The organism is Acinetobacter sp. BZX-2, from assembly GCF_055179795.1.
Map to the genome: position 1 here is coordinate 1199647 of NZ_CM143686.1, position 24779 is coordinate 1224425.

Here is a 24779-nt window from a genome sequence, read left to right on the forward strand (position 1 = left end):
ATAAGAGCAGGCTAAATAAAAGGTTTATCGCCAAGCTTATTTGAAAGGGTTATTTTAAATAGTGACAATGCATTGTTTTGCAATCTGTTCAATATTCTTATCACTCAGCTCTAGGCTGTCCCATTTTTGCATTTGATGAATCATCCATTCGAAATCTGAAGCTTTAGGTGAAACATCTTGAGGAACTAAGTTTTGAATAATGTTCTGGATTTTATGGAAAGATTGCACATGAATAAATTGAGAACAATTAAATCGGATGATATTGTATTCAATTAAAATTTCCCAAACATCATCAATCGATTCAATCATTTGCAGATCATTTTGTGCTTTTATGATCGCTTGGCAGAGTGCATTTAAAGTATTTGGATGCTGAGTTGCCCATTCTTGGGTAACCGCAAAAACTTTATTGGCAACTTGTGGTGCAAATTGTTGACTAGAGCAAATCGTGGTACTTAAGCCTTCAATTTCAGCTTGAATATTCCAGGGTTCGCCCACGCAAAAACCATCAATCAATTGTTTTGAAATTGCTTCAACCATATAGGGTGGTGGAAGTGTTAAAAGTTTCAACTTGTGAGCAGTTTGAGCATCAGCCAATGCAAGCCATTCTTTTAAACAATAATGATGAATGGAGTGCTGAAAAACATGTGCTAAACGAATATTTTGTTGTTGTTGAATCATAGAGGCAATTTTCTTTGCCGAGCTTTCAGGTGTATCTTCTGCGGTAATCTTGAGGTCAAAGCATAATTTTTGGCTCAAGCTAATTGCAGTTTGACTGTTGCTTAAGACCAATGGGGTTTGAAAAGGGATGCCCAATTGATCTGCACCTAATGTTGCAGCAGGCAGCATTGCAGATAAACAATGCGCTGCATCTAAAAAACCAAAGGCTAAACGATCACGTAAACTTGCCCAAGATGCTTCTTTGATTAAAGTAACATTTAAGCCTAGGTCTGCAAAATAGCCTTGATGTTTTGCCCAAAGGATGGCGATACAATCCAGTAAAGGAACATAACCTAATCGAATGTCAGTTTTTTCTAAATTCGACATTTTATTACTCCTTAATTTGAGATTGTAAAAGAAGTTGTGCATCTAATAGGCGACGAGCCATTTCCCCGATGGTCATACGATGGCTCATTGCATTTTTACGAAGTAAGGCGAAAGCATGTTCTTCATTGATATGATGCAATTGCATGAGTAGAACCTTCGCTTTTTCAATGTCTTTCCGATCTGCCAATTTACTTTTAGTGTCTTGGAGATCGTTTAATAACTTCTTATGTTTTTTATATTGTTCAATCGCAATTTCTAAAATACTGTCTAATTTTGCAGGCTGTATACCATCAACAATATAGGCGGTGATTCCCGCTTCAATTGCACTTTTAATCGTTTCTTTATGGCTATTTTTAGTAAATAACACGGTAGGTAAGTCGAATTGACTCACGCAACTTTCAATAATGTCACGTTGTGGGTGATCCATGTCTAATAAAATTACATCTGCTTGAATTTGTTGCAGATAAAGTAAATCGAGTTGGTGAGTCATCAAACAAGCGACGACATCAAATTGATGTTCGATTAATGTGAGTTTGACGAATTCTGCACGATCAAAATCATCATCGATTAAAGCTATTTTTAGTTTTGACATGGTGCTTCAGAAAAAGCCTAACTATCGTTATCCATGATAAAGCAATAAAGATGCCAAGCCATATACTGCAATAGATTGAGGCTATAGAGTAGCGTTTAGGGGATGTACCCATTTTAAACGCACTGAAATGTAGCAAAATGCGCTCATTGATCGCATTGGTTAATTTGGTGCTAAAGAGAATCTAAAAATAAATGGTCGATTAAAAAAATATTAGAATTTAAAATCATATATTTTTTATTAATTAAAACAATAATTTGAGTCTTTATATTAAATATTGGCATACACATTGCATTATCCCCTATGAGTCAAAGACGACTCTAATAGAATTTGTAAGACGGCCAACGACGTCCGCTCTGATCGACTCTGGTGTGCAGCAATCCGCATAGCAGATAACCCAATACGTTCAGTTTAGGTAGGAGATGGTCATGTCTTCAAATTTAGATGCTAAAAAAGCAACAAAAATTAGTCTTTTTAGTTTCAATAGCGCAGCGATGAGAGCTTTCCACATGAGTTGGCTCGCTTTTTTTGTCTGCTTCTTTGCATGGTTTGCCTGTGCACCACTGATGCCTGTAATCGCTGGTGAGTTCCATCTCACTAAAAACCAAATTGCCAATATTAATATTGCAGCAGTTGCAATCACAATTTTAGTGCGTTTAATTGTTGGGCCTTTGTGTGATAAATACGGGCCACGTAAGACGTATACCGCACTTTTAATTCTCGGCAGTATTCCAGTATTTGGTGTGGCATCTGCCAATAGTTATGAATCTTTCCTATTCTTTCGATTGCTGATTGGGGCGATTGGAGCGAGTTTTGTAATTACACAGTATCACACCAGTATTATGTTTGCTCCCAATGTTGTTGGTACTGCAAATGCAGCTTCAGCAGGATGGGGGAATGCAGGTGGTGGTGCAACTCAAGTTCTCATGCCATTGATGCTTGCAGCATTGGTGATGTTTGGTGTAGAGCAATCAATGGGTTGGAGAATTGCATTAATCGTTCCAGGTGTACTTATGCTGATCGTGGGTGCAATGTATTGGAAATTCACTCAAGACTGCCCACAAGGTGATTTTAAAGCGCTTCGTGCACAAGGTGTAACTGTTGGTAGCGATAAAAAAGGCGGTGTCGCAGTTTTGATGCACGCTGCGAAAAACTACCGTGTTTGGATCTTGTTTGGTGCATATGCTGCATGTTTTGGTATTGAAATCTTCATTCATAACATTGTTGCGATGTACTACGTAGACCACTTTAAATTTGGTTTAAAAGAAGCAGGTATGGCTGCAGGTATCTTCGGTTTACTCGCGTTATTTGCTCGTGCGCTGGGTGGTATCGTTTCAGACAAAGTAGCGACTAAAAAGGGTTTAGATGGTCGTACCAAAGTTCTATTTGCCATGATTTTGATGGAAGGTTTATTCCTGATCGTATTCTCACAAATGAATACCGCAGTGCTTGCCATTCTCGCAATGACCGTATTTGCACTATTCACTCACATGGCGTGCGGTGCGACCTATGCATTGGTTCCATTCATTGACCGTGATGCTTTAGGAGGTGTGGCGGGCATTATTGGTGCAGGCGGAAATGTCGGAGCAGTTGCAGCAGGTTTCTTACTTAAAGGCATGTTGGATATTCAAACAACATTGATGATTTTAGGTGGTTTAGTTGTTATTGCTGCAAGTTGTGTGTTGATGATTCGCTTCTCAGTTGAGCATAAAGAGAAAGAACAAAAGTTATTTGAAGCTGCTGTACTTGAACGTGATGGCATGGAACAAAATGCTTCAGCAAGTATCAAACAAAGCGTTTAAGCCAAAAATAACCAGAAGAATTGAGGAGAATTGATATGAAATTAGTGATGATTGGTCATGGTATGGTTGGACACAAATTCATTGAATCTGTGTTGGAAAATGCAGGCGATGAAGTTGAAATTACCATCTTGGCAGAAGAGCCACGTTTAGCATATGACCGTGTACATTTAACTGAATATTTTACTGGTAAATCAGCAAAAGATTTGACGCTTTGCCGTGCAGACTTTGCAGATGCCTATGGGATAGATCTGCGTTTAGGTACTCAAGCAACAACGATTGATACTGCGAATAAACGCATCACCACCAATCATGGCGATGTTATCAGTTATGACAAACTGGTTCTCGCTACAGGTTCATATGCTTTTGTTCCTCCAATTCCGGGTAATGATCGTCAAAACTGTTTTGTTTACCGCACCATTGAAGACTTGGATGCGATTCGAGCAGCCAGTTTAACGGCTAAAACAGGTGTTGTGATTGGTGGCGGACTATTGGGTTTAGAAGCAGCCAAAGCATTACGTGACTTGGATTTAGAAACACATGTGGTTGAATTTGCACCACGCTTAATGGCTGTGCAAATTGATGATTTAGGCGGTAAAGTTTTACGCTCAAAAATCGAAAATTTAGGGGTAAAAGTTCATACCCAAAAGGCAACTTCATCGATTGAAGAGGGTGTAAATACTACACATGTGATGAAGTTTGGTGATGGTTCTGAACTTGAAACAGATATTGTTTTGTTCTCAGCGGGGATTCGTCCACGTGATGAATTGGCGCGTCAAAGCGGATTAGCCATCGGCGAACGTGGCGGGATTGTGATCAATGATTATTGCCAAACCTCTGATGCAGATATTTATGCCATTGGCGAGTGCGCATTATGGCAAAATAAAATCTATGGTTTAGTTGCTCCGGGCTATGACATGGCGCGTATTGCAGCGAAACATGTGATGGAGCAAAGCTGTAATGAGTTCGCTGGTGCGGACATGAGTACGAAGCTGAAACTGATGGGTGTCGATGTTGCATCTGTGGGTGATGCACATGCCATGACACCAAACTCATTGAGTTATTTCTATGCAGATGAAGACGAAATGGTCTATAAAAAGATCGTCGTCAATGCTGAGAAAAATAAGCTATTAGGTGCAGTGCTGGTTGGTTGTGCTAAAGAATATAACGACTTATTACAAATGATGCTGAATGGATTGGAAATTCCAGAAAATCCTGAAAGCTTAATTATGCCAGGTTATGCACAATCATCGAGTAAATCAGGTGGCAGTGGGGTAGATTTACTACCAGATAGCGCAACAATTTGTTCATGTAATAACGTTTCTAAAGCCGATATTTGTAGTGCAATTGCCGATGGCTCAACCTCTCTCGGCGCTTTGAAAAAATGTACCAAAGCAGCGACCGCTTGTGGTGGATGTGCACCATTAGTGACCCAAGTTTTAAAATCTGAATTACAACGCCAAGGTGTGACGGTTAATAATCATATCTGTGAGCACTTTGCTTATTCACGTCAAGAGCTGTATCACTTAGTCCGTATCAATGAAATCAAAACTTTTGATGATCTGATTCAACAACATGGCCATGGTATCGGTTGTGATATTTGTAAGCCAACTGCTGCGAATATCCTCGCTTCTTGTTGGAATGATTTTGTTTTAAAACCAAGTCATGCAGGGTTGCAAGACAGTAATGATTACTACCTTGGCAATATTCAAAAAGATGGCTCTTATTCTGTCGTACCCCGTATGGCGGGTGGTGAAGTTACTCCTGACGGCTTAATCGCCGTAGGTCAAATTGCTAAAGAATATGGTTTATATACCAAGTTGACAGGTGGACAACGTGTCGACATGTTTGGTGCACAAATTCACCAACTGCCTGAAATTTGGGAAAAACTCATCGCTGCTGGTTTTGAGTCAGGTCATGCTTATGGTAAATCATTGCGTACTGTGAAGTCTTGTGTCGGCAGTACATGGTGTCGTTATGGTGTAGACGATTCTGTCGGTTTAGCAATTTTCCTTGAAAATCGTTACAAAGGCTTACGTTCACCACACAAATTAAAAATGGCTGTTTCAGGGTGTACTCGTGAATGTGCTGAAGCGCAAAGTAAAGATGTGGGCGTGATTGCGACTGAGAAAGGCTGGAATCTATATGTCTGCGGTAATGGTGGGATGAAACCACGTCATGCAGAATTATTGGCTTCAGACTTAGACACGCAAACTTTAATTCAGTACATCGATCGTTTCTTTATGTTCTATATCCAAACAGCGGATCGTTTGCAACGTACCTCGGTATGGCGTGACAACATGGAAGGTGGTTTGGACTACCTTAAAGATGTTGTGGTTCATGACTCGCTTGGTGTGGCAGCTGAACTTGAACATCGTATGAGTCATGTGGTGGGTACATATCAAGATGAATGGCGTACTGCGGTAGAAGACCCTGAAGTGCGCAAACGTTTTGTGACCTTTATCAATGCGAAAGCAGAACAACAACAAGATCCGCACATTCAATTTGCAGAAGTTCGTGGTCAAATTCGCCCAAAAACTGAAGCAGAACGAGATAGTAGCCGTATTCCTGTAGTTGAAGCTTAACAAATTAAGGTATTCAACTTTTCTTGTCGTTAAGCCTCTTTGTTTTCTCCTTGAGCTTTGGTTTTAAGTACTGCTTTAAAACCAAAGCCTAAGAGAAAGTATGAGGGGGATAGAAAAGTTTAAAAAAGGATAAAGACGATGACAATTTTAAAAGATATGAATGAACTGGATTGGTTAGATATTTGTGCTTTAGAAGACATTACTCCAAATACAGGTGTTGGTGCGTTGTTGGACGATCAACAAATTGCAATTTTTCGAGTCGGTAGTGAAAAGCGCGTTTATGCTTTAAGTAATCAAGACCCATTCAGCAAAGCCTTTGTGATGTCACGTGGCATTATTGGTGATTTACAAGGCGAGCGTGTTGTCGCTTCTCCAATTTACAAACAGCATTTCAGTTTGGCAACAGGCCGTTGTCTGGAAGATAAAGACCAAAAACTTCTCGTTTTTCCAAGTAAAATTGAGAATGGTCGTGTGCTGATTAGCCCTACACCGCAAAAAACCTATATTACCAATAATGGAACTTCTCAAGAAAAAATGAAGCTGGTTCTGATTGGAAACGGTCTAGCAGGTATGCGTTGTTTGGAAGATTTGTTAGATATGGCACCTGAGCGTTATGAAATTACCGTGATTGGTGAAGAACCATGGGGTAACTATAACCGTATTATGTTGTCACCTGTATTATCGGGCGATAAAACCATTGATGACATTATGCTACATCCGCATGCATGGTATAGCGATAAAAATATTCGCTTTATCGCAGGCGATCCAGCAGTGCGTATCGACCGTCCACGTAAGCATGTTTATACCGAAAAAGGTTTAATGGTGGATTATGATCGCCTGATTTTAGCAACAGGTTCGAAACCTTTTATTCCACCTGTAAAAGGTTCAGATTTAGCGGGTGTACTCAGTTTCCGTGATATTTACGATGTAAATACGATGCTGGATTATTCTAAATCTAAAAAGAATGCTGTCGTAATAGGTGGTGGACTATTAGGTTTGGAAGCGGCGTATGGTTTAAAACAGCGTGGTATGAATGTGACCGTTTTACATCTGATGGATCGCATTATGGAACGTCAGTTGGATGGTAAAGCCAGTCAAATGCTACGCCATAGCATTGAGCAAAAAGGGATTTCGATTATTACTGAAGCCAATACTGAAGAATTGATTGGTGTAGACGGACATGTCACTCAAATTAGACTGAAAGATGGCACTGTTTTAGATGCAGATTTGGTGGTTTTTGCTGTGGGTATTCGTCCAAATATGGCTTTGGCACAAAGTGCAGGCTTACGTTGTAATCGTGGTGTATTGGTGAATGACACCATGCAAACCTATGATCCGAGTATTTATGCTGTTGGTGAATGTATTGAGCATCGTAATCAAACTTTTGGATTGGTTGAGCCTTTATGGGGACAAGCCTTCATTTGCGCATCACATTTAGCAGAGCATGGTAGTTTAACTTTTAAAGCACCGACAGTTCCGACTCAGTTAAAAGTCAGTGGTTGTGATGTGTTCTCAGCAGGTCGTATTGATTTAGAAAATAGTGAACCTAAAGAAGACTTTGAAGATATTGTTTTAAATGATGAAAAACGTCAGATTTATAAACGCATTATTATTCAAAAAGATAAAGTCGTCGGTGCAGTATTGTTTGGTGATACTGAAGATGGTGTCTGGTATGCGGAGTTGATTTCGGATCAAACCTCAATTTCTTCGATCCGCAGTAAATTGTTATTTGGTAAAGATTTTGCATTAAAGAAAGCAGGGTGAAGTAGTCTCTATTCCTTTTTAAAAGAGTGGAATGTTCTAACCCTAAACAATCTAGGTATTGAAGTCCCTTCTCTTGCGCCATATATGGCTCAGGGAGAAGGTTAGGATGAGGGGGATTTTTAATATAAAACCTCCCCTAACCCCTCCTGAAAGGAGGGGGAATTAACTAGAAATTTTGTAAAAGTCGAAATAATCATTGGTCATAAAATTTATATCGAAAGTTCCTTCTCTTATGTCATATATGGTTCAGGGAGAAGTTTAGGGTAAGGATTTTTCAAATAAATCCTCTCACTAGCCCTCTCCTTTGAAAAGGAGAGGGAACTTCCATTAAGCGTTGAATAAGGAGCGAAGCAGAAATGAATAGTATCCCTGTAATGGAACTGCATAGCTCCACAGAACAAATGACTAAAACCACACAAACCACATGCCCTTATTGCGGTGTGGGGTGTGGTGTAACTGCAACAGTTCAAGAAACTGCTTTAGGGCAAAAAGTATCTGTTGTTGGAGATGTTAATCATCCATCAAATTATGGAAAGCTTTGCATTAAAGGCAGCAATTTAGCAGATACAATTGGGTTGGAAACGCGTGTTTTACATCCGATGTTAGGACGTACAAACCATTCTGAAACAACGCCATTAGATAGCCATAGAACACAAACCGATTGGGATACAGCGACTGATTTAATTGCCAATAAATTTCAACAATATATTGATCAATATGGTCGAGACAGTATCGCTTTTTATGTCTCTGGTCAGCTTTTGACTGAAGATTATTATGTCGTCAATAAATTCGTAAAAGGTTACCTCGGTACAGCCAATATTGATACCAATTCAAGACTATGCATGTCGTCTGCAGTGGCGGCACATAAACGTGCTTTTGGTGAGGACTTAGTTCCTGCAAGTTACCAAGACTTTGAACATACCGATATGGTGGTTTTAGTCGGTTCAAATACCGCTTGGTGCCATCCTGTGTTGTACCAACGCATTATGCAAGCGAAAGAAAAGCGTGATTTATTCGTGGTGGTGATTGATCCACGTTTTACCGCAACTTGTGAAGCTGCTGATTTACATCTCCCTATTCTGATTGGTCAAGATGTTCGTCTATTCAATGGCTTATTGCAGTATTTATATCAAAATGGTCATGTTGATGCTGAGTTTATAGAGGCGCATACCCAAGATTTAAAGGCTGCTCTTGACGTTTCTCAATCGGAAGCTGATCTTGCTGAAGTTGCAGCTAAAACAGGAATTTCTCTGGAAAAATTACAGTTATTTTTTGAGAAATTTGCACAAACTAAAAAAGTGATGACACTGTTTTCAATGGGTGTGAATCAATCTTCTCGTGGTGTAGACAAAGCCAATAGCATTATCAATTGTCATCTTTTGACTGGAAAAATTGGTCACTTAGGTGCTGCACCATTCTCAATGACAGGTCAACCGAATGCCATGGGTGGACGAGAAGTGGGTGGTCTTGCCAATATGCTCGCAGCACACATGGATCTAGGCAATCAACAACATCAACAATTGGTTCAACAGTTTTGGCAAAGTCCAACCATTGCGGATCAAGTCGGTTTAAAAGCTGTTGATCTTTTTGAAGCGGTTGAAAGCGGAAAAATTAAAGCGATTTGGATTATGGCAACCAATCCTGTGGTGAGTTTACCCAATGCAGATCAAGTCAAACGTGCTTTGGAAAAATGTGAGTTTGTGGTCGTTTCTGATATTTGTAAAGACACCGATACCACGCAATATGCCGATGTATTGTTACCTGCACTAGGGTGGGGTGAAAAAGAGGGTACGGTCACCAATTCCGAGCGTCGTATTTCAAGACAACGTGCCTTTTTAGACAGTCCAGAGCAAGCCAAAGCAGACTGGTGGTCTGTTTCACAAGTTGCTAAAAAATTAGGATTTGGTGGTTTTGACTTTGAAAATAGCCATGATATTTTCAAAGAACATGCTCAACTGTCTGCTTACCAAAATGCAGAGATTTCACAATCTTCAGAGACAGCAGTTTTCCGTTATTTTAATTTGCAAGGTTTAACTGATCTTTCATTGAATGAATATAATCAACTCGAACCTACACAATGGCCAATTTTAAATCCGAATCAAAAAGAGGGTGAAGTTGCGCAGTTATTTTCAAATGGGCAATTTAGTTATACAGATCGAAAGGCAAAGTTCATAGCGACCAAAGCCATTGATCCTGTAAACCAAATTGATAGTGAATATCCTCTAATTTTGAATACTGGGCGGATTCGTGATCAGTGGCATACCATGACACGGACGGGACTGTCAGCCAATTTAAGTACACATAAAGCTGAACCTTTTTGCGAAATTCATCCGAATGATGCGTTGAAATATGGCTTGAAAGAAGGTGAGTTGGTCGAGATTAAATCGGCTTGGGGAAACTGTGTATTGCGTGCAGTGCTCAGTGATAATATTCGCCGTGGACAAATATTTGCCCCGATTCACTGGAATGATCAATTTGCTTCGGATGCTCGTATAGGCAAAGTGGTTAATCCTGTCGTAGATGCAATCTCTGGAGAACCTGAATTTAAACATACACCTGTGATGATTCAGCCATTTTATACACAATGGCAGGGTGTGTTTTATGTGCGTAAAGGTTTTGAAAATATTGTCAAAAATACCATTGAAAATACAGTGTGGTGGACAAAAATCCAAACAGCGAAAGCAGTGCGTTATGAGTTAGCAGATCGTCGTCGTTTTACTGAAACCATGCAAAACTTGAAAGCGTTATTACCTTTTGAAGATGAAAGCTTTGAATGGCTCAATCTTGAAGATCAGACTGCACATATGAGTCATAGCGTGGTGTTGCAAGATGGACATTTGATTGCCAGTTTATACATTGCACCAAAAGCGTTATTGCCAGATCGTGATTGGGTTGCAAGTCTCTTTAAACGTGAGCGTTTAAGTGCAATGCATCGTAAGGCTTTATTGGCGGGTCAAGCGATGTCGATGGGGAACAGTGAAGGGCCTTTGGTATGTAGTTGCTTTAAGGTCGGTAAAAACAGAATTATTCAAACCATTAAAGAAAAGAATATTTCTGATGAAAAACAAGTGACTGCATGTCTAAAAGCAGGCGGAAACTGTGGTTCATGTTTACCTGAAATCCGTGGATTAATTAAAGCCTGTCAGACTGAGGTAGGCTAATTCTTAAAAATAAAAATGATTCAGCAAGTAAGCATGATGCTTACTTGCTTGTGAATCTGTTATGAACCCATAATTCTTGCGGAATCTGCGCCAATTGACACAATCACGCCAATCATAAATAAACCACAGAAGATAGAAAACCAAATAATCATGCGTTTAAAATCTTTGTCTGAGATTGAGCTATCTGCATATTTTTGCGGTTTTTTCGGGTCTTGATCGTTATTCATTACATCATTCTCTGAATGCTTATCTTGAACAAATTATGTAATGTAGCGTGATTGTTCGGTAGATACAAAACTAAAGAAAAAAAATATAACAGATGAGCTGAGAAAAACTTTATCTGTTATAAAAAATAGTTTCTATTTTAACGATAATCAATAGCAGTTTTTGAGACTTAACTGGCTATTGATCTACCGCTATTTTATAGACTTTTCAGCGAGATGGATTATTCAACTTTTTCAAAGTGCAGGGTGATTTGTTGTTGTAAATCCTCAACAAGGTGTTCTAGTGCAGTTTGAATTCGAGTGTTGATTTCAAAAGAACAATTGATACGAATATGATTTTTATTCTGTGTGGTTGCATTGAATAAGATATTGGGTGCAACGCTGATATTTTTTTCAAGTAAACGTTGATAAATCAAGGTACTGTCTAGGTACTCAGGAAGGGTAATCCATAAAAAATAACCTGAAGGATAATATTCAACTGTACACTGTGTGGGTAAGTGAGTATTTAAATAGTTAAAATATTGTTTTTTCAGTCTTTGTAAGGTTGAACGAAGTGTTTTAAGGTGTTTTTCATAGTGACGATGCGATAAATATTCGACCAAAGCATTTTGAATAAATGAATTCACTGAAAGTGTACTCATCAGCTGAATATGTTGAATATGCTCTGAATATTTTCCTGCATAGACCCAACCCACTCGAAAACCAGCCCCTAAGGTTTTAGAAAATGAAGAACAATGTAAGATCAGATTTTGTTGATCAAAGTACTTCATCGATAAGGGTTTTTTATTCCCATAATAAAGTTCTTCATACACATCATCTTCAATCAGGTGAATTTGATGCTGATGCAAAATTTTCGCCAATCGTAATTTAAGCTCGTCACTTACGGTAAATCCAATGGGGTTTTGACTGTTTAACATCATCAAACAGACTTTGATTGGGTAGTGCAAAATGGCTTGCTCGAAGGCTTCTAAATCGATTCCATCAACAGGATGCTCTGGGATGGTAATCACTTTTAAGCCCAAACGTTCAGCCGCTTGCCAAGCGCCGTAAAACAAAGTTTGTTGCAATAAAATATAATCCCCCGATTGCGTCATGGCTTGAAGTGACAAATTTAGTGCATCTAAACCGCCTGAGGTAATTACAATATCTGAAGGGTCAGTCGGAATGCCTTGCATAGCATAGCGTTGCGCAATGATTTTTCTTAACTCATAGTTGCCCGGTGGCAAACTGGGCGTTTGCTCATAACTGCGTCTTTGTTTTGCAAGTTGCCCAAGTGTTTGAATTAATTTTGCAGAGTAGAGCAGTTGGCTATTGGGAAATGCAGAGCCTAAAGGGATAATTTGTTCAGATTGAATGGATTTTAAATATTTGAATACAATCGAGTTAATTTCAATTTTATGATTGATTGCGACATGCTTTTCTGCGGTCTCATCTTGATTTTCTGAAACAAAATAACCTGATTTTTCTTTTGAATAAATTAAGCCTTGTGCTTCAAGTTCCTGATACGCATTCATTACCGTAATCAAACTAAAACCAGACCGTTCAACTTGCTGCCTTAATGAAGGTAATTTTTCATGTACCTTCCATGTTTTATTTTCAATCAGTTGTTTTAGATGTTGTGCAAGTTGTTCAGATTTATACATAAAAGGTTACCCGAAAACTTAAACTAAAAATCAGTTCAGATGTTTAAATAAAATTGAAGTACAAATCTAAATCAAGTTTTATTCATTCAACAAGAATTTGACTATGCAGAATGAAAATATAACAGATCAGTAGCATAGCAATAAATCTGTTATATATATTTTTCGTCTTTTTGTTGCTATCTCTTCAGCCCCCAACACGCCAAAATAAGATTAATCGCTTGAGCCTTAGGCATTTTTTATTGAAGAAGATTCATAAATGATCAATGCCTTTGTTCTATATAAATTTCTATTCGTCAGGGTGAAAATAATGTTTGTTACCACGCAATTGAAGCCACTTACAGCGTTTGTTGAGGGCAATACATTATCTGAAAAAGCACAAAATGTTCTGCAATTGTATTATTTAAATTTAGAAGCGACTTTATTAAGAGCCAAAGTTTTGAGAGAGTTTTCTACAACGAAATCATACTCAATTATTCAAAACAAAATCTTGCCACAACAAGCGAGTCTGGCTTATCTATTTGCACCTTTTATTTTATCAAATTTAAATAAAACAGTTGTTTATACAACGCCTTCATCACCGACTATTTTGAATATATTAAATCAATATTATCAAGCTGATCAGAAGCATTCATCAGAACACAAGAAAAATTCAAATCCCAACAAAGTCTTAGATGCATTAAATATTTTCTTGGATATTCAAAAACTAGAGATGAGTGATTCAGATTTTATCTATTCAAATTTGATCAAGGCATTGTGTCGTGCAGATGTCTCAACGATTTTTCTGATTACAGATTTAAGCTTAGATCTGAACCAAATTTTGGACATTGAATCCTTCTTTAATGTCAGAATTATTCAAATTCGCACCTATGCAGAACAACATATCCCTGATAGCGCATTGATTAATATGAACCAATTGTTGTTTAAAAATAAGAACGAGTTTTATAGCGATCTATGCAATCAATTTTCACAAATCAATGCGCAGCTTTTACAACATTGTGATCAGTATCGTTTTGATCAAGCTCAACATTTAATCGAAGATATGTTCTATTCAGAACACATTGTTGAAAAACTTTCTGTATATTCTGAGTATATGCAAACGTGTTTACAACATGAAAAAGCGGCATTCATTTGAGAACATTTTGTTGCACACATTCAAATAGCGTGTTTCAAAATGGTTCATTGATGTGTTCAAAGTGAGCAAAATAAAAGTTGTACTGCCTATTTAATTCTTTAATTTAGAATGGTTTAAGTAGGTTGGCATAACTTCTGCATTATTAAATCTAAACTTGGATACAAGATTGGATACAGTAATGCAAAAAATCAATACATCTGGATGGAGCATTTTAGATTGGAAAAATGCATACCAAAGTCAAAAAATAACTTTAGAAAACCTTTACGCACTCGTTCATAGTTTTGATACAACTGATCCTGCGTGGATCTCAATTGCAACGGATGAAATACTTAATCAACAGATTCAAGCGTTAAAGCAAAAGCATGAACAGGGTATTGATCTACCCTTGTTTGGTGTACCTGTTGCTGTTAAAGACAATATTGATGTAGCAAGTTTTGCTACGACAGCGGCATGTAAAATACTCACTGAAGTAAAACAAAAGGATGCATTTGTCATTCAATTGTTGAAAGCCGCGGGTGCAATTATTGTTGGTAAAACCAATTTAGATCAATTTGCGACAGGTTTAGTTGGCACGCGTTCTCCTTATGGTGCTGTACCGAATACTTTTAATCCTGATTATGTGAGTGGTGGTTCAAGTTCAGGTTCTGCAAGTGTGGTTGCACGTGGCTTAGTGCCAATTTCATTAGGCACAGACACCGCAGGTTCTGGGCGTGTGCCTGCGGCATTTAATAATATTGTCGGATTAAAACCAACCAAAGGCCGTTTTTCCAATACAGGTTTATTGCCAGCCTGCAAAAGTTTGGATTGTATTTCAATATTTGCACTGACTGTAAATGATGCTGAATTTACTGCCAATATTCTTGAACAGTACGATGAGCAAGATGGTTATTCACGTGAAAATCCAAGTACTGCTCCAGCTCAATTCTCAAAACAACTTCATTTTGCTATCCCAGCCCAACTTGAGTTCTTTGGTGATCAGCAGTCTGAAGTCGCATTTAAACAGGCATTAACCCAGCTTGAATCAATGAATGCCAAAATTACCCAAATTGATTTTTCCGCTTTTTATGCCTTAGCTGAACAGCTTTATCAAGGGTCATGGGTTGCAGAGCGAACAGCTGCTGTTGGAAATTTATTAGCGATACATCCCGATGCTTTTGATCCAACGGTTTCTGCAATCATTCAAAAAGGTTTTGAATATTCTGCTATAGATGCTTATCAAGCTGAGTATTTAAAGCAAGATTTGGCACGGCAAATTCAAAAACAATTTGCAGCATTTGATGCCTTAATTGTTCCATCTTCGCCAACAATTCATACATTTGCAGAAATGGCAGAAGCGCCGATTGAAAATAATTCACATTTTGGAACATATACCAATTTTACCAATCTCGCTGATCTAAGCGCTTTAGCTGTTCCTGCGGGCTTTCGAGCAGATGGCTTACCTTTTGGAATCACCTTCATTGCACCTGCTTGGCATGATGCTGCTTTGGCTCATTTTGGCAAAATATGGCAACAACAACTTGACCTGCCTTTGGGTGCATTGCAACAGGTTATGCAAGTGCAAAACTCAGCTCAGACCGTTTCGGCGCAGCATATTCGTGTTGCTGTCGTTGGTGCGCATCTCACTGCTATGCCACTCAATTTTCAATTGACCACACGTCATGCTGTGCATATTGAAACGACACTAACCGCAGAGAAATATGCATTGTATGCACTGAATGGCACCGTTCCGCCTAAACCGGGATTGGTACGTAGAGATGACGTTTCTGGGGAAAAAATCATTGTGGAATTGTGGGATGTTCCCAAAGCTCGCTTTGGTGAGTTTGTTGCTGAAATCCCAACACCTTTGGGAATGGGTAATGTCGAATTAGAAGATGGTCGGTGGGTCAAAGGTTTTATTTGCGAACCTTACGGTTTAAATAATGCCAAAGATATCAGCGGTTTTGGTGGATGGCGTGCCTATATCCAATCACTGAATAACGCAGTAACTGAAAAGAATACTTAATTTTTTTGCTACCTCGTAAAACCAAGAACGATAAATTTAGGGGAAAACCAATGTTTAAAACTGTGTTAATTGCGAATCGTGGTGAAATTGCCGTTCGTGCTATTCGTACTTTAAAAAAATTGGGAATCACCAGCGTTGCTGTTTATTCCGAAAGTGATCGTTATGCACAACATGTGCAAGATGCGGATATCGCAATATCTTTGGATGGCGTGAAACCTGCTGAAACTTATTTAAGTATTGAAAAGTTAATACAAGCAGCTAAAGATTCGGGCGCAGAAGCTATTTTTCCGGGCTATGGCTTCCTTTCAGAAAGTGCTGATTTTTCCCGTGCATGTGAGCAGAATAAAATTGCATTTATGGGGCCTACAGCGGAGCAAATTTTAGAGTTTGGTTTAAAACATCGTGCCCGTGAATTGGCTGCAATAGCCAATGTTCCCATGACACCGGGTACTGGATTGCTGAATAGTTTAGACGAAGCTTTACAAGCGGCTGATCATATTGGTTATCCAATTATGTTAAAAAGTACCGCTGGTGGTGGAGGTATTGGTTTAACACGTTGTGATGATACAGAAGCCTTAAAAGAAGCGTATGAAAGTGTAAAACGTTTAGGTGAACAATTTTTTAAAGATGCAGGCGTATTTCTAGAGCGATTTGTTGATAAAGCACGGCATGTCGAAGTACAAATTTTTGGTGATGGCAAAGGTCAAGTGGTTGCATTTGGTGAACGTGATTGTTCATTACAACGCCGTAACCAAAAGGTTGTAGAAGAAACTCCAGCTGCTCATCTACCTGAATCAACACGACAAAAATTGCATCAGGCGGCTGTTGAACTTGGACAATCAGTAAAATACCGCAGTGCAGGAACCGTAGAGTTTATCTATGATGCAGCCCGTGATGAATTTTATTTTTTAGAAGTAAATACACGTTTACAAGTGGAGCATCCTGTGACTGAAATGGTGACAGGTCTAGATCTTATTGAATGTATGCTTAAAGTTGCTGCTGGTGATGTACTAGACTGGGAAAAATTAAAGAATATTCAACCACAAGGTGCAGCAATTGAGGTACGGATTTATGCAGAAGATCCTGCGAAAAACTTTCAACCTAGTCCGGGTGTATTAACAGACGTTTACTTTCCTGAAGATATTCGGATCGATACATGGGTTTCTACGGGTACTGAAGTTTCACAATACTTTGATCCCATGATTGCAAAAATTATTGTTCATGCAGAAAATCGTGAAGCTGCTATTACCAAATTAAAACGGGCACTTGTAGAAATTCGCTTAAGTGGAATCAGCACCAATTTAGACTATGCATTGAGTGTTGTGGCAGATGAACGTTTTGCAAATATGCAGATTTGGACACGTATGCTTGATGATTTTAGTTATATTTCAAATGTGATTGAAGTCATACAGGCAGGCACACAGAGTTTAATTCAGGACTATCCGGGGCGGGTTGGATACTGGAGTATTGGCGTTCCACCATCAGGGCCAATGGACGATTATGCATTTCAATTGGCAAATAAAATTGTGGGGAATGATCACGCGGCGGCGGGGTTTGAATTTACGTTACAAGGCCCCGTATTAAAATTCCATACAGAAACGATTGTGGCACTCACAGGGGCACCTTGTCAGGCGAGTGTAGATGAAATGCCCGTTGATTTTTGGAAACCCATTTATATTCAAGCTGGACAAACTTTAAAATTAGGACAAGTTGAATCAGGTTGTCGTACTTACTTGGCGGTTCGACATGGCTTAAATGTTCCTGAATATTTAGGTAGCCGTTCTACTTTTGCCCTAGGTAATTTCGGTGGGCATGCAGGGCGAACCCTACGTGCAGGTGATATGATCAAAATGGTAAATGCAGAATTAGCAACAGATCATTTACCTTTAGCAATCGCTGAACCACAAGCTATGGCTGAAGCGCTTAGACCAACCTATACAAAGCATTGGCAAATTGGTGTACTGTACGGACCACATGGTGCTCCAGATTTCTTTAAGCCTGAATATATTGAAGAATTCTTTGCTTCAACATGGACAGTACATTTTAATTCGAATCGTTTAGGTGTGCGCTTGAGTGGCCCTACACCGAGTTGGGCACGTGAAAATGGTGGTGAAGCAGGCTTACATCCTTCCAATGTCCATGATTGCGAATATGCCATCGGTGCAATTAATTTTACTGGGGATTTTCCAGTTATTTTAGCCAAAGATGGCCCGAGTTTAGGTGGCTTTGTTTGCCCAGTGACCATTGCCAAAGCAGAGTTATGGAAAGTTGGACAATTAAAAGCAGACGATACCATTAGCTTCTACCCACTAGATGTAGAGCAGGCGAATCTTTTAGAAAAACAACAAATTGAGAGCATTGAAAATTTTGCTACTGCACCAAATTTGCCAACGCTTGAAATGGTCGGAGGCCAATACAAAAGTATTCTAGCTGTTCGTGAAGCAACTACACTTTCACCAAAAGCAATTTACCGTCAAGCAGGAGATAGTTATATTTTACTTGAATATGGCGATAATATTTTAGACCTTGCTTTACGCCTGCGTGTGCATCGTTTGATACAAATGATTCAAGATGCAAAAAATGAAGCTATTTTAGAATTATCTCCCGGAGTTCGTTCGCTACAAATTAAATATGATGGTTTAAGATTTTCACAACAAAATTTGCTGACATTCTTGCTAGGACTTGAAGAGCGCATGGGAGATTTAAGTCAAATCAAAGTCGCTTCACGTGTTATTCATTTACCCATGGCATTTGAAGATTCTGCAACATTAGGTGCTGTGGAGCGTTACCAAGAAAGTGTTTGTGCAAAAGCACCATGGTTACCGAATAATGTAGATTTTATTCAAAGAATTAATGGTTTAGAAAATCGTGAACAGGTCAAAGATATTATTTTCAATGCGCATTATCTTGTTTTAGGGCTTGGCGATGTATATTTAACAGCACCTTGTGCCGTCCCGATCGATCCTCGCCATCGCTTACTCAGTTCAAAATACAATCCTGCACGGACATATACTGCGGAAGGTACAGTCGGTATCGGCGGAATGTATATGTGTATTTATGGAATGGACTCTCCTGGTGGTTATCAGCTCATTGGTCGAACGCTACCTATTTGGAATAAATTTAAGAAAAATAAACAGTTTGGTGATCAACAATGGTTCTTGAGATTCTTTGATCAAATCAAATATTATCCAGTATCTGAAGCTGAGTTAGACCAATTCCGAGCAGATTTTGCCAATGGTATTGCTGAAATTAAAATCGAAGAAACTGAGTTTGATTTTGCTGCCTATTCACAGTTTTTGGAAAATGAAAAAGACAGTATTGCTACATTTAAAGCACAGCAACAACAAGCCTTTACGACAGAAGTGGAACGTTGGAAAGATGAGTTCGATGCACCTGTTGAAATTGAAGTCCTTACAGACGATACTGACTACAGTGCCTATTCGCCATTAAATGCATCAATGACAGGCAATATTTGGAAGATCTTTGTTGAAACGGGTCAAATTGTTAAAAAAGGCGAAACGATTGCGATTATTGAAGCAATGAAAATGGAACTACCTGTATATGCCGATGATGATGGTATTGTGAAAGCAATTATTTGTCGTGCAGGTCAGACGGTTTATCGCGGTGAGCCATTGGTTTATATGGAATAATGAATGACAAAAATCACAACACGCTCAAAAAAAGGCTCAGATAGTTTATCTGAGCTGGTTTTCCAAAATATTAAAAACGATATTTTTGATTTTAAATTAATGCCAGGAGAGCGTTTTACCGAATCAGAAATTGCACAAGCTTATCAAGTGAGTCGCACACCTATTCGTCAGGCTTTATATCGCTTACAACAAGATGGCTATGTTGAAGTTCATTTTCGCAGTGGGTGGCAAGTTCGCCCGCTAGATTTTAAAGCTTATGAAGAGCTTTATGATGTACGAATTTTATTAGAAAAATACGCTATTCAACAATTATGTCATCTAGATTTAGCTGAATCCTCAATTATGACTTTATTGAAGCAACAATGGTGTATTGAACCTGAGCAGTATTTGTATGATTTGAAGCAATTGGCGCAATTGGATGAGGCTTTTCACTGTAACTTGGTCAAAGCACTTGGCAATCTGGAAATGGCTAAGATTCACCAAGATATTAGTGAAAAAATTAGAATTATTCGCCGTTTAGACTTTTCTAAAGATTTTAGAATAGAAGCAACCTATGCTGAACATCAACGAATTTTAGCGTGTATTTTTCAGAAAGATAGCGAAACAGCATGCAAAGAAATCGAACAGCATATTTCAAAAAGTCGTGATGAAGTCAAACGTATTACTTTGGAAATGATTGCTTCACACAGTGTGGTTCGTTGAAAGGCTTTTGGAAATAAAATGTTTAAATTTTCAGGTGAATAATCATTCTCAGATCAAAAAAAGAGATGTGAATGCTATTGTATTTGAATATTTTTGTAGCGATAAAGATTTTTGAATAGCCATGGCTTATACATTTAACGGGTAACGGGAAATTTACAGGGAAGCACTAGCATACTTAAATATGATCTACAGTTTCAGGCTACACATTGCTACATCGAGCTTTTAGGGTCACAAAAATTTATTTTTGTCCCATCCTGAAAAAGAAGGTCAGTGCTTACGTGCTAAAACATCCCCACAGATGCGGACTTTTGATACAGATCAGTTTGATGTGGAATGGCGTCGAGATATTTTTCAATTTTGAGATTTTTGTATATTAAATTCCAATTCATCTAAAGCAGCAGCATTTTTCGCTGCCCAATCATATATGGCCTGTAATGGCTCAATAAAGGTTTCGCCCAAAGGGGTAAGTGAATACTCTACTTTAGGAGGAACCACGTTAAATACTTCACGGTGTACTAAGCCTGCACTTTCAACTTCTCTCAATGTTTGAGTCAGCATCTTTTTAGAAATACCTGGTAAAGCCCGTTCTAATTGCCCAGTTCGCATCACACCAAAACTTAGGGAATAGAGCACCATCGAAGTCCATTTTCCATTCAATACATAATGAATACGTCGCTGCGGACAATTTTCTCTTAACACGAAATTCTCAGGGGCTTTATTTTCCACATTAGTCACCAAAAGGGTTCTATATCACAAAAAAGTGCCTACTTTACATAAAGGCGCTATAGCGAATAGGATTATAACATTGTTTTAATCACCATATATTAAGTGTCAATGTAATGCGAGGATATGAATACACCTATAAAGCATTGATCGAGGATTCATCATGAAAGCAGCTGTTATACATGCCTTTGGCGGACCTGAACAAATTCGTATTGAAGATATTCCAACTCCAATTCCTGGACCAGGACAAGTTTTGGTTAAGGTGCTTGCTGTTGGTATTAACCGTCTCGATCATTATGTTCGTTTAGGACAAATCAATCCTCATTTAACTTTCCCACATATTCTTGGTTCAGATGCTGTAGGTGAGGTTGCTGAATTAGGCGCTGGAGTAAGTGGTTTTGCTGTAGGTGATCGTGTTATTGCAATGCCAGGTTATCCAACTGATCCTGCTGAGGCACATATTCGTCCTGTGACCACGACAAAGAGCTATGCAATTCCTGGGACTCATATTCAAGGTACCTATGCGCAATATATCGTCGTACCTGAAGCTTGGTTGCTACGGGATACTTCAGGTTTACCTGTAGAGAAAATTGCTGCTATGCCAGTTGCTTTACTGATTGCCATTCGCGCAGTGCAGATAGTGGGTGAAGTTAAAGCGGGTGATCAAGTTTTAATTCATGCAGGAGCATCAAGTACAGGAATTATGAGTATTCAAGTTGCTCATGCCTTGGGCGCACGTGTGGCTGTCACAGTACAGAATGAAACTTCTGAGGAATTGGTTAAAAGCCTAGGTGTTGAATTGGTCATCAATTCCCGCGAAGAAGACTTTGTCCAAGCGATAAGCACATGGACTGATGGCCGTGGTGTTGATGTTGTGATTGATAATTTGGGTGGTGATGTTTTTGCACAAACCATAAATGCTGTTAAACCCCAAGGCATTATTGTGGCAATGGGTTTTATGGCAGGTCCTGAAGTTACTTTTGATATTCGTAACTTCTTTTTCACACAAAAACAATTGCGTGGAACTTTAGTCGGAGATATTGAAGACTTTGCTGCATGGCTAGATCCAATCCGTGAAGGAAAGATTAAACCCATCATTGATAGTGTACTTCCACTTTCTAACGCAGCTCAGGCTCATGAGCGGATCGGAGCTAATCTTGCTAAAGGCAGTATTATTTTATTGCCTTGGGATGAGTAAACAGATTTTAAGGAGATAGACATGCATGATCAAACGCTTGAACGGATACATCAGTTGGGTTTAGAACTTCCTATAGCGCCTATGCCATTAGGCGCCTATCAGGCTGTGGTTGAAGCTGGTTCAATGTTGTATATCTCGATGCAAGGTCCAATTCAAGCTGGAAAACCAACGTTGACTGGCTTGCTCGATCAAGAGGTTTCTATTGACGCAGGGCGCGAAGCTGCCCAACTCAGTTTACTTAATTCACTTGCACAAGTATCTCATTATCTGGGTAATTTAGATCGTGTAAAACAAGTGGTTCGTTTAGACGCTTATGTTGCTTGTGAAGAAACTTTTATAAGCCATCCACAAGTGATTGATAGCGCTTCAGAGCTACTGGTTGAAATCTTTGCAGAACGAGCAGGGCATGTACGAACAGTTTGTGGTGTACGCAACTTACCGGAAAATTCCCCTGTTGGGCTTGCATTGATTTTAGAGCTATACAACGTTTGAATGCTGTAGAAATGTTTATTCACAACGCATAGTTTTTATATTGAAAATGCAACAGATCTAATTGTGGTTTAATTGATTAAGCCACAATTCATCGCGCTAAAAAATACAAAATGAATGACATCAAAATAGTTGAATTATGTTGTTATTCATGTGAGTCGTTGTGAAATAAAAGGAGAAGTATTTTGGCCCAACTTCAAGCAGATATCGATGTGGTCATTATTGGTGGAGGGCAGGCAGCACTTTCCACGGCTTACTTTTTAAAACGGAAAAAAATTCCATTTATTATTTTAGATGATCAACATCAGGCAGGTGGTTCGTGGCAACATGCTTGGGAGTCGTTATTCCTTTTTTCTCAAAATACGTGGAGTTCTTTATCAGGTTGGTTGATGCCAACAACGGAACAAAGCACACCTACGCGAAATGAAGTCATAGAATATTTATCGGCTTATGAACAAAGATATCAGTTTCCAATCATTCGTCCTGTACATGTTGAACGTGTGGAATCAGAAGGGAAGTATTTAGAGGTCTATGCAGGAGATAGATATTGGCGAGCCAAAGCTGTCGTGAGTGCAACAGGTAATTGGAGTCAACCCTATATTCCAGCTTGTGATGGTCGTGAAATCTTTCAAGGGATACAACTTCATTCAGCACAGTATAGAAATGCTGAACTATTTAAGAATAAGAAAGTGATCGTTGTTGGGGGCGGTAATTCTGGTGCTCAAATCTTTGCTGAAGTTTCTAAAGTTGCTCAAGCAATTTGGGTGACAACTACACCACCACAATTTTTACCCGACGATGTGGATGGTCGTACATTATTCTTAAAAGCGACTGAACGATTAAAAGCACAGCAGGAAAGTGGAATCATTGAACCTGATCAATCTGTAGCTGGTTTAGGTTATATTGTAATGATTGACAGTGTGAAAGAGGCAAGAGATCGAGGTGTTCTTTTTAGTCGCAGACCTTTCAGATCATTTACAAACCATTCTGTCATTTGGTCTGATGGTTCAGAAGAACAGATCGATGCAGTAATATGGTGTACAGGATTTAGAGCGGCATTAAATCATTTACGCAGTTTAGATATTGTTGAACCGAACAATACCGTTGCAGTAGCAGGTGGACGATCTTTAAAAGCGAATAATGTATGGTTGGTCGGTTATGGTGAATGGACAGGAATGGCTTCAGCTACAATAATCGGTGTTTCTAGAACATCACGAGCCGCAGTAGATGAAATTGAAGCTTATTTAGTGGATATTAGAAATTTATAAGTCAAATATGATATTGAGAATAGAGAATACAACGATTAGCAGTGTTCTCTATTTTGTACTGAACCGTACGAGATTGTGGAAGACACACTTTCTTGAGATGAGAGGCATTGCTTTGCAAGACGTAGCGAACGTAGTGTTCCTAGGACAAAATTAAAATACACCCCAGAAATTAAAGAAGGTGCAGTACATTTACTGTTTGAATCTGAAAAAGACTATCCTTCCACATGGGCTGCAGTTACAGCAATTGCACCTAAAATAGGTTGCCTGAAACTCTACATGCTTGGTATCAAAAACATAAATAACAACACAATCCTGTTGCAGTGCAACTTTTGTCAGATCAACAACGTATCAGACAACCATAAGCTTCTATACTTGCTACGCTTAACTTCTTTTTAGATTTATAGTTATCGTAGGCAGTATTTAAAGTAGGTATAAACGTATTGATGCTTTTTTTGATTAATACTACTTTTCTTCTGATTAGACTTTTCTGCATTCGGGTCAATACCTTTGGAGATCATCAATAGATATTCTTGAGCTTTTTCCCTTGCCTGTGAAACAGTCCAAATCCCATGGGCACAGATAGTGACTCGACATGTTCTACCATCAGGTAACTTTTTCTCAGCGATATAAGATTTAGAATTTTTAGTTAGACGTAGGGCAAAACCAATAAGTTTTTCATCTTTATAGAAAGTAATTTTGAAGGTGAGTAAGGTAGTGAGTCTACGGAAGTCTTTGTAATATGATATCTAACAAAATTCATATTATTAATGCACAGCTAAAAAGCAACTTCAAACAATAATATACAA

General features: G+C 38.8%; 17 protein-coding genes and 1 pseudogene. 12 read left to right on the forward strand and 6 right to left on the reverse strand.

All coding sequences use genetic code 11. The features are described 5' to 3' along the window. Positions 1 to 54: 54 nt before the first annotated feature. The gene (locus ACY45D_RS05550) at positions 55 to 1044 is read right to left on the reverse strand and encodes an ABC transporter substrate-binding protein (RefSeq protein ID WP_463108801.1); all 990 of its coding nucleotides are present in this window, start codon (positions 1042 to 1044) and stop codon (positions 55 to 57) included. A 4-nt stretch (positions 1045 to 1048) separates the two neighbouring features. Beyond that, a complete protein-coding gene (locus ACY45D_RS05555) occupies positions 1049 to 1636 on the reverse strand; it encodes an ANTAR domain-containing response regulator (protein WP_463108802.1) in 588 nt (195 codons plus the stop codon). Between the two features lie 419 nt (positions 1637 to 2055). Between ACY45D_RS05555 and ACY45D_RS05560 the strand changes: the two genes are divergently transcribed. The 4 genes from ACY45D_RS05560 (at position 2056) to ACY45D_RS05575 (ending at position 10942) form a co-directional block, all read left to right on the forward strand. Next, on the forward strand, positions 2056 to 3435 hold the full coding sequence (locus tag ACY45D_RS05560) for an MFS transporter (RefSeq protein ID WP_463108803.1): 1380 nt from the start codon (positions 2056 to 2058) through the stop codon (positions 3433 to 3435). Between the two features lie 35 nt (positions 3436 to 3470). Further along, positions 3471 to 6017: a nitrite reductase large subunit NirB gene (gene nirB / locus ACY45D_RS05565; protein WP_463108804.1), complete on the forward strand. Its 2547-nt coding sequence runs from the start codon at positions 3471 to 3473 to the stop codon at positions 6015 to 6017. A 138-nt stretch (positions 6018 to 6155) separates the two neighbouring features. Next, positions 6156 to 7781 carry a nitrite reductase small subunit NirD gene (nirD, locus tag ACY45D_RS05570; RefSeq protein ID WP_463108805.1) on the forward strand — a complete coding sequence of 542 codons (1626 nt, stop codon included), beginning with the start codon at positions 6156 to 6158 and terminating at the stop codon, positions 7779 to 7781. A 356-nt stretch (positions 7782 to 8137) separates the two neighbouring features. Then, positions 8138 to 10942 carry a molybdopterin-dependent oxidoreductase gene (locus ACY45D_RS05575; protein ID WP_463108806.1) on the forward strand — a complete coding sequence of 935 codons (2805 nt, stop codon included), beginning with the start codon at positions 8138 to 8140 and terminating at the stop codon, positions 10940 to 10942. A 59-nt stretch (positions 10943 to 11001) separates the two neighbouring features. Here ACY45D_RS05575 and ACY45D_RS05580 read toward each other — a convergent pair whose 3' ends face one another. Continuing rightward, the gene (locus tag ACY45D_RS05580; protein ID WP_463108807.1) at positions 11002 to 11169 is read right to left on the reverse strand and encodes a hypothetical protein; all 168 of its coding nucleotides are present in this window, start codon (positions 11167 to 11169) and stop codon (positions 11002 to 11004) included. 218 nt (positions 11170 to 11387) lie between these two features. Then, entirely contained in the window at positions 11388 to 12809 is a 1422-nt protein-coding gene (locus ACY45D_RS05585; protein ID WP_463108808.1) for an aminotransferase-like domain-containing protein, read from the reverse strand. Between the two features lie 307 nt (positions 12810 to 13116). Here ACY45D_RS05585 and ACY45D_RS05590 point away from each other — a divergent pair, with 307 nt between their 5' ends. The 4 genes from ACY45D_RS05590 to ACY45D_RS05605 all read left to right on the forward strand — a co-directional run bounded on the left by ACY45D_RS05590 (position 13117) and on the right by ACY45D_RS05605 (position 20295). Next, a complete protein-coding gene (locus ACY45D_RS05590) occupies positions 13117 to 13941 on the forward strand; it encodes a hypothetical protein (protein WP_463108809.1) in 825 nt (274 codons plus the stop codon). 178 nt (positions 13942 to 14119) lie between these two features. Beyond that, positions 14120 to 15943: an allophanate hydrolase gene (atzF, locus tag ACY45D_RS05595; RefSeq protein ID WP_463108810.1), complete on the forward strand. Its 1824-nt coding sequence runs from the start codon at positions 14120 to 14122 to the stop codon at positions 15941 to 15943. A gap of 50 nt (positions 15944 to 15993) precedes the next feature. Then, positions 15994 to 19593, forward strand: coding sequence for an urea carboxylase (uca, locus tag ACY45D_RS05600; RefSeq protein WP_463108811.1), 3600 nt, complete (start codon positions 15994 to 15996; stop codon positions 19591 to 19593). A 3-nt stretch (positions 19594 to 19596) separates the two neighbouring features. Further along, entirely contained in the window at positions 19597 to 20295 is a 699-nt protein-coding gene (locus ACY45D_RS05605) for a GntR family transcriptional regulator (RefSeq protein WP_463108812.1), read from the forward strand. Positions 20296 to 20646: 351 nt separating this feature from the next. Here the strand turns inward: ACY45D_RS05605 and ACY45D_RS05610 are convergent, their stop codons facing one another. Then, complete coding sequence (locus ACY45D_RS05610; protein ID WP_463108813.1) at positions 20647 to 21021, reverse strand: winged helix-turn-helix transcriptional regulator; 375 nt, start codon at positions 21019 to 21021, stop codon at positions 20647 to 20649. Positions 21022 to 21181: 160 nt separating this feature from the next. Between ACY45D_RS05610 and ACY45D_RS05615 the strand changes: the two genes are divergently transcribed. The 4 genes and pseudogenes from ACY45D_RS05615 to ACY45D_RS05630 form a co-directional block, all read left to right on the forward strand. Further along, entirely contained in the window at positions 21182 to 22216 is a 1035-nt protein-coding gene (locus ACY45D_RS05615) for a quinone oxidoreductase family protein (RefSeq protein WP_463108814.1), read from the forward strand. A gap of 21 nt (positions 22217 to 22237) precedes the next feature. Then, positions 22238 to 22708, forward strand: a complete 471-nt coding sequence (locus tag ACY45D_RS05620; RefSeq protein ID WP_463108815.1) for a RidA family protein — start codon at positions 22238 to 22240, stop codon at positions 22706 to 22708. Positions 22709 to 22890: 182 nt separating this feature from the next. After that, positions 22891 to 23973 (forward strand): ArsO family NAD(P)H-dependent flavin-containing monooxygenase, encoded by a 1083-nt coding sequence (locus tag ACY45D_RS05625; RefSeq protein ID WP_463108816.1) that lies wholly within the window; start codon positions 22891 to 22893, stop codon positions 23971 to 23973. 168 nt (positions 23974 to 24141) lie between these two features. Further along, positions 24142 to 24272: pseudogene (locus ACY45D_RS05630) on the forward strand (IS3 family transposase); the annotation flags it as partial. Positions 24273 to 24377: 105 nt separating this feature from the next. Here ACY45D_RS05630 and ACY45D_RS05635 read toward each other — a convergent pair. Further along, the gene (locus tag ACY45D_RS05635) at positions 24378 to 24719 is read right to left on the reverse strand and encodes an Arm DNA-binding domain-containing protein (protein ID WP_463109435.1); all 342 of its coding nucleotides are present in this window, start codon (positions 24717 to 24719) and stop codon (positions 24378 to 24380) included. Positions 24720 to 24779: the final 60 nt, after the last annotated feature.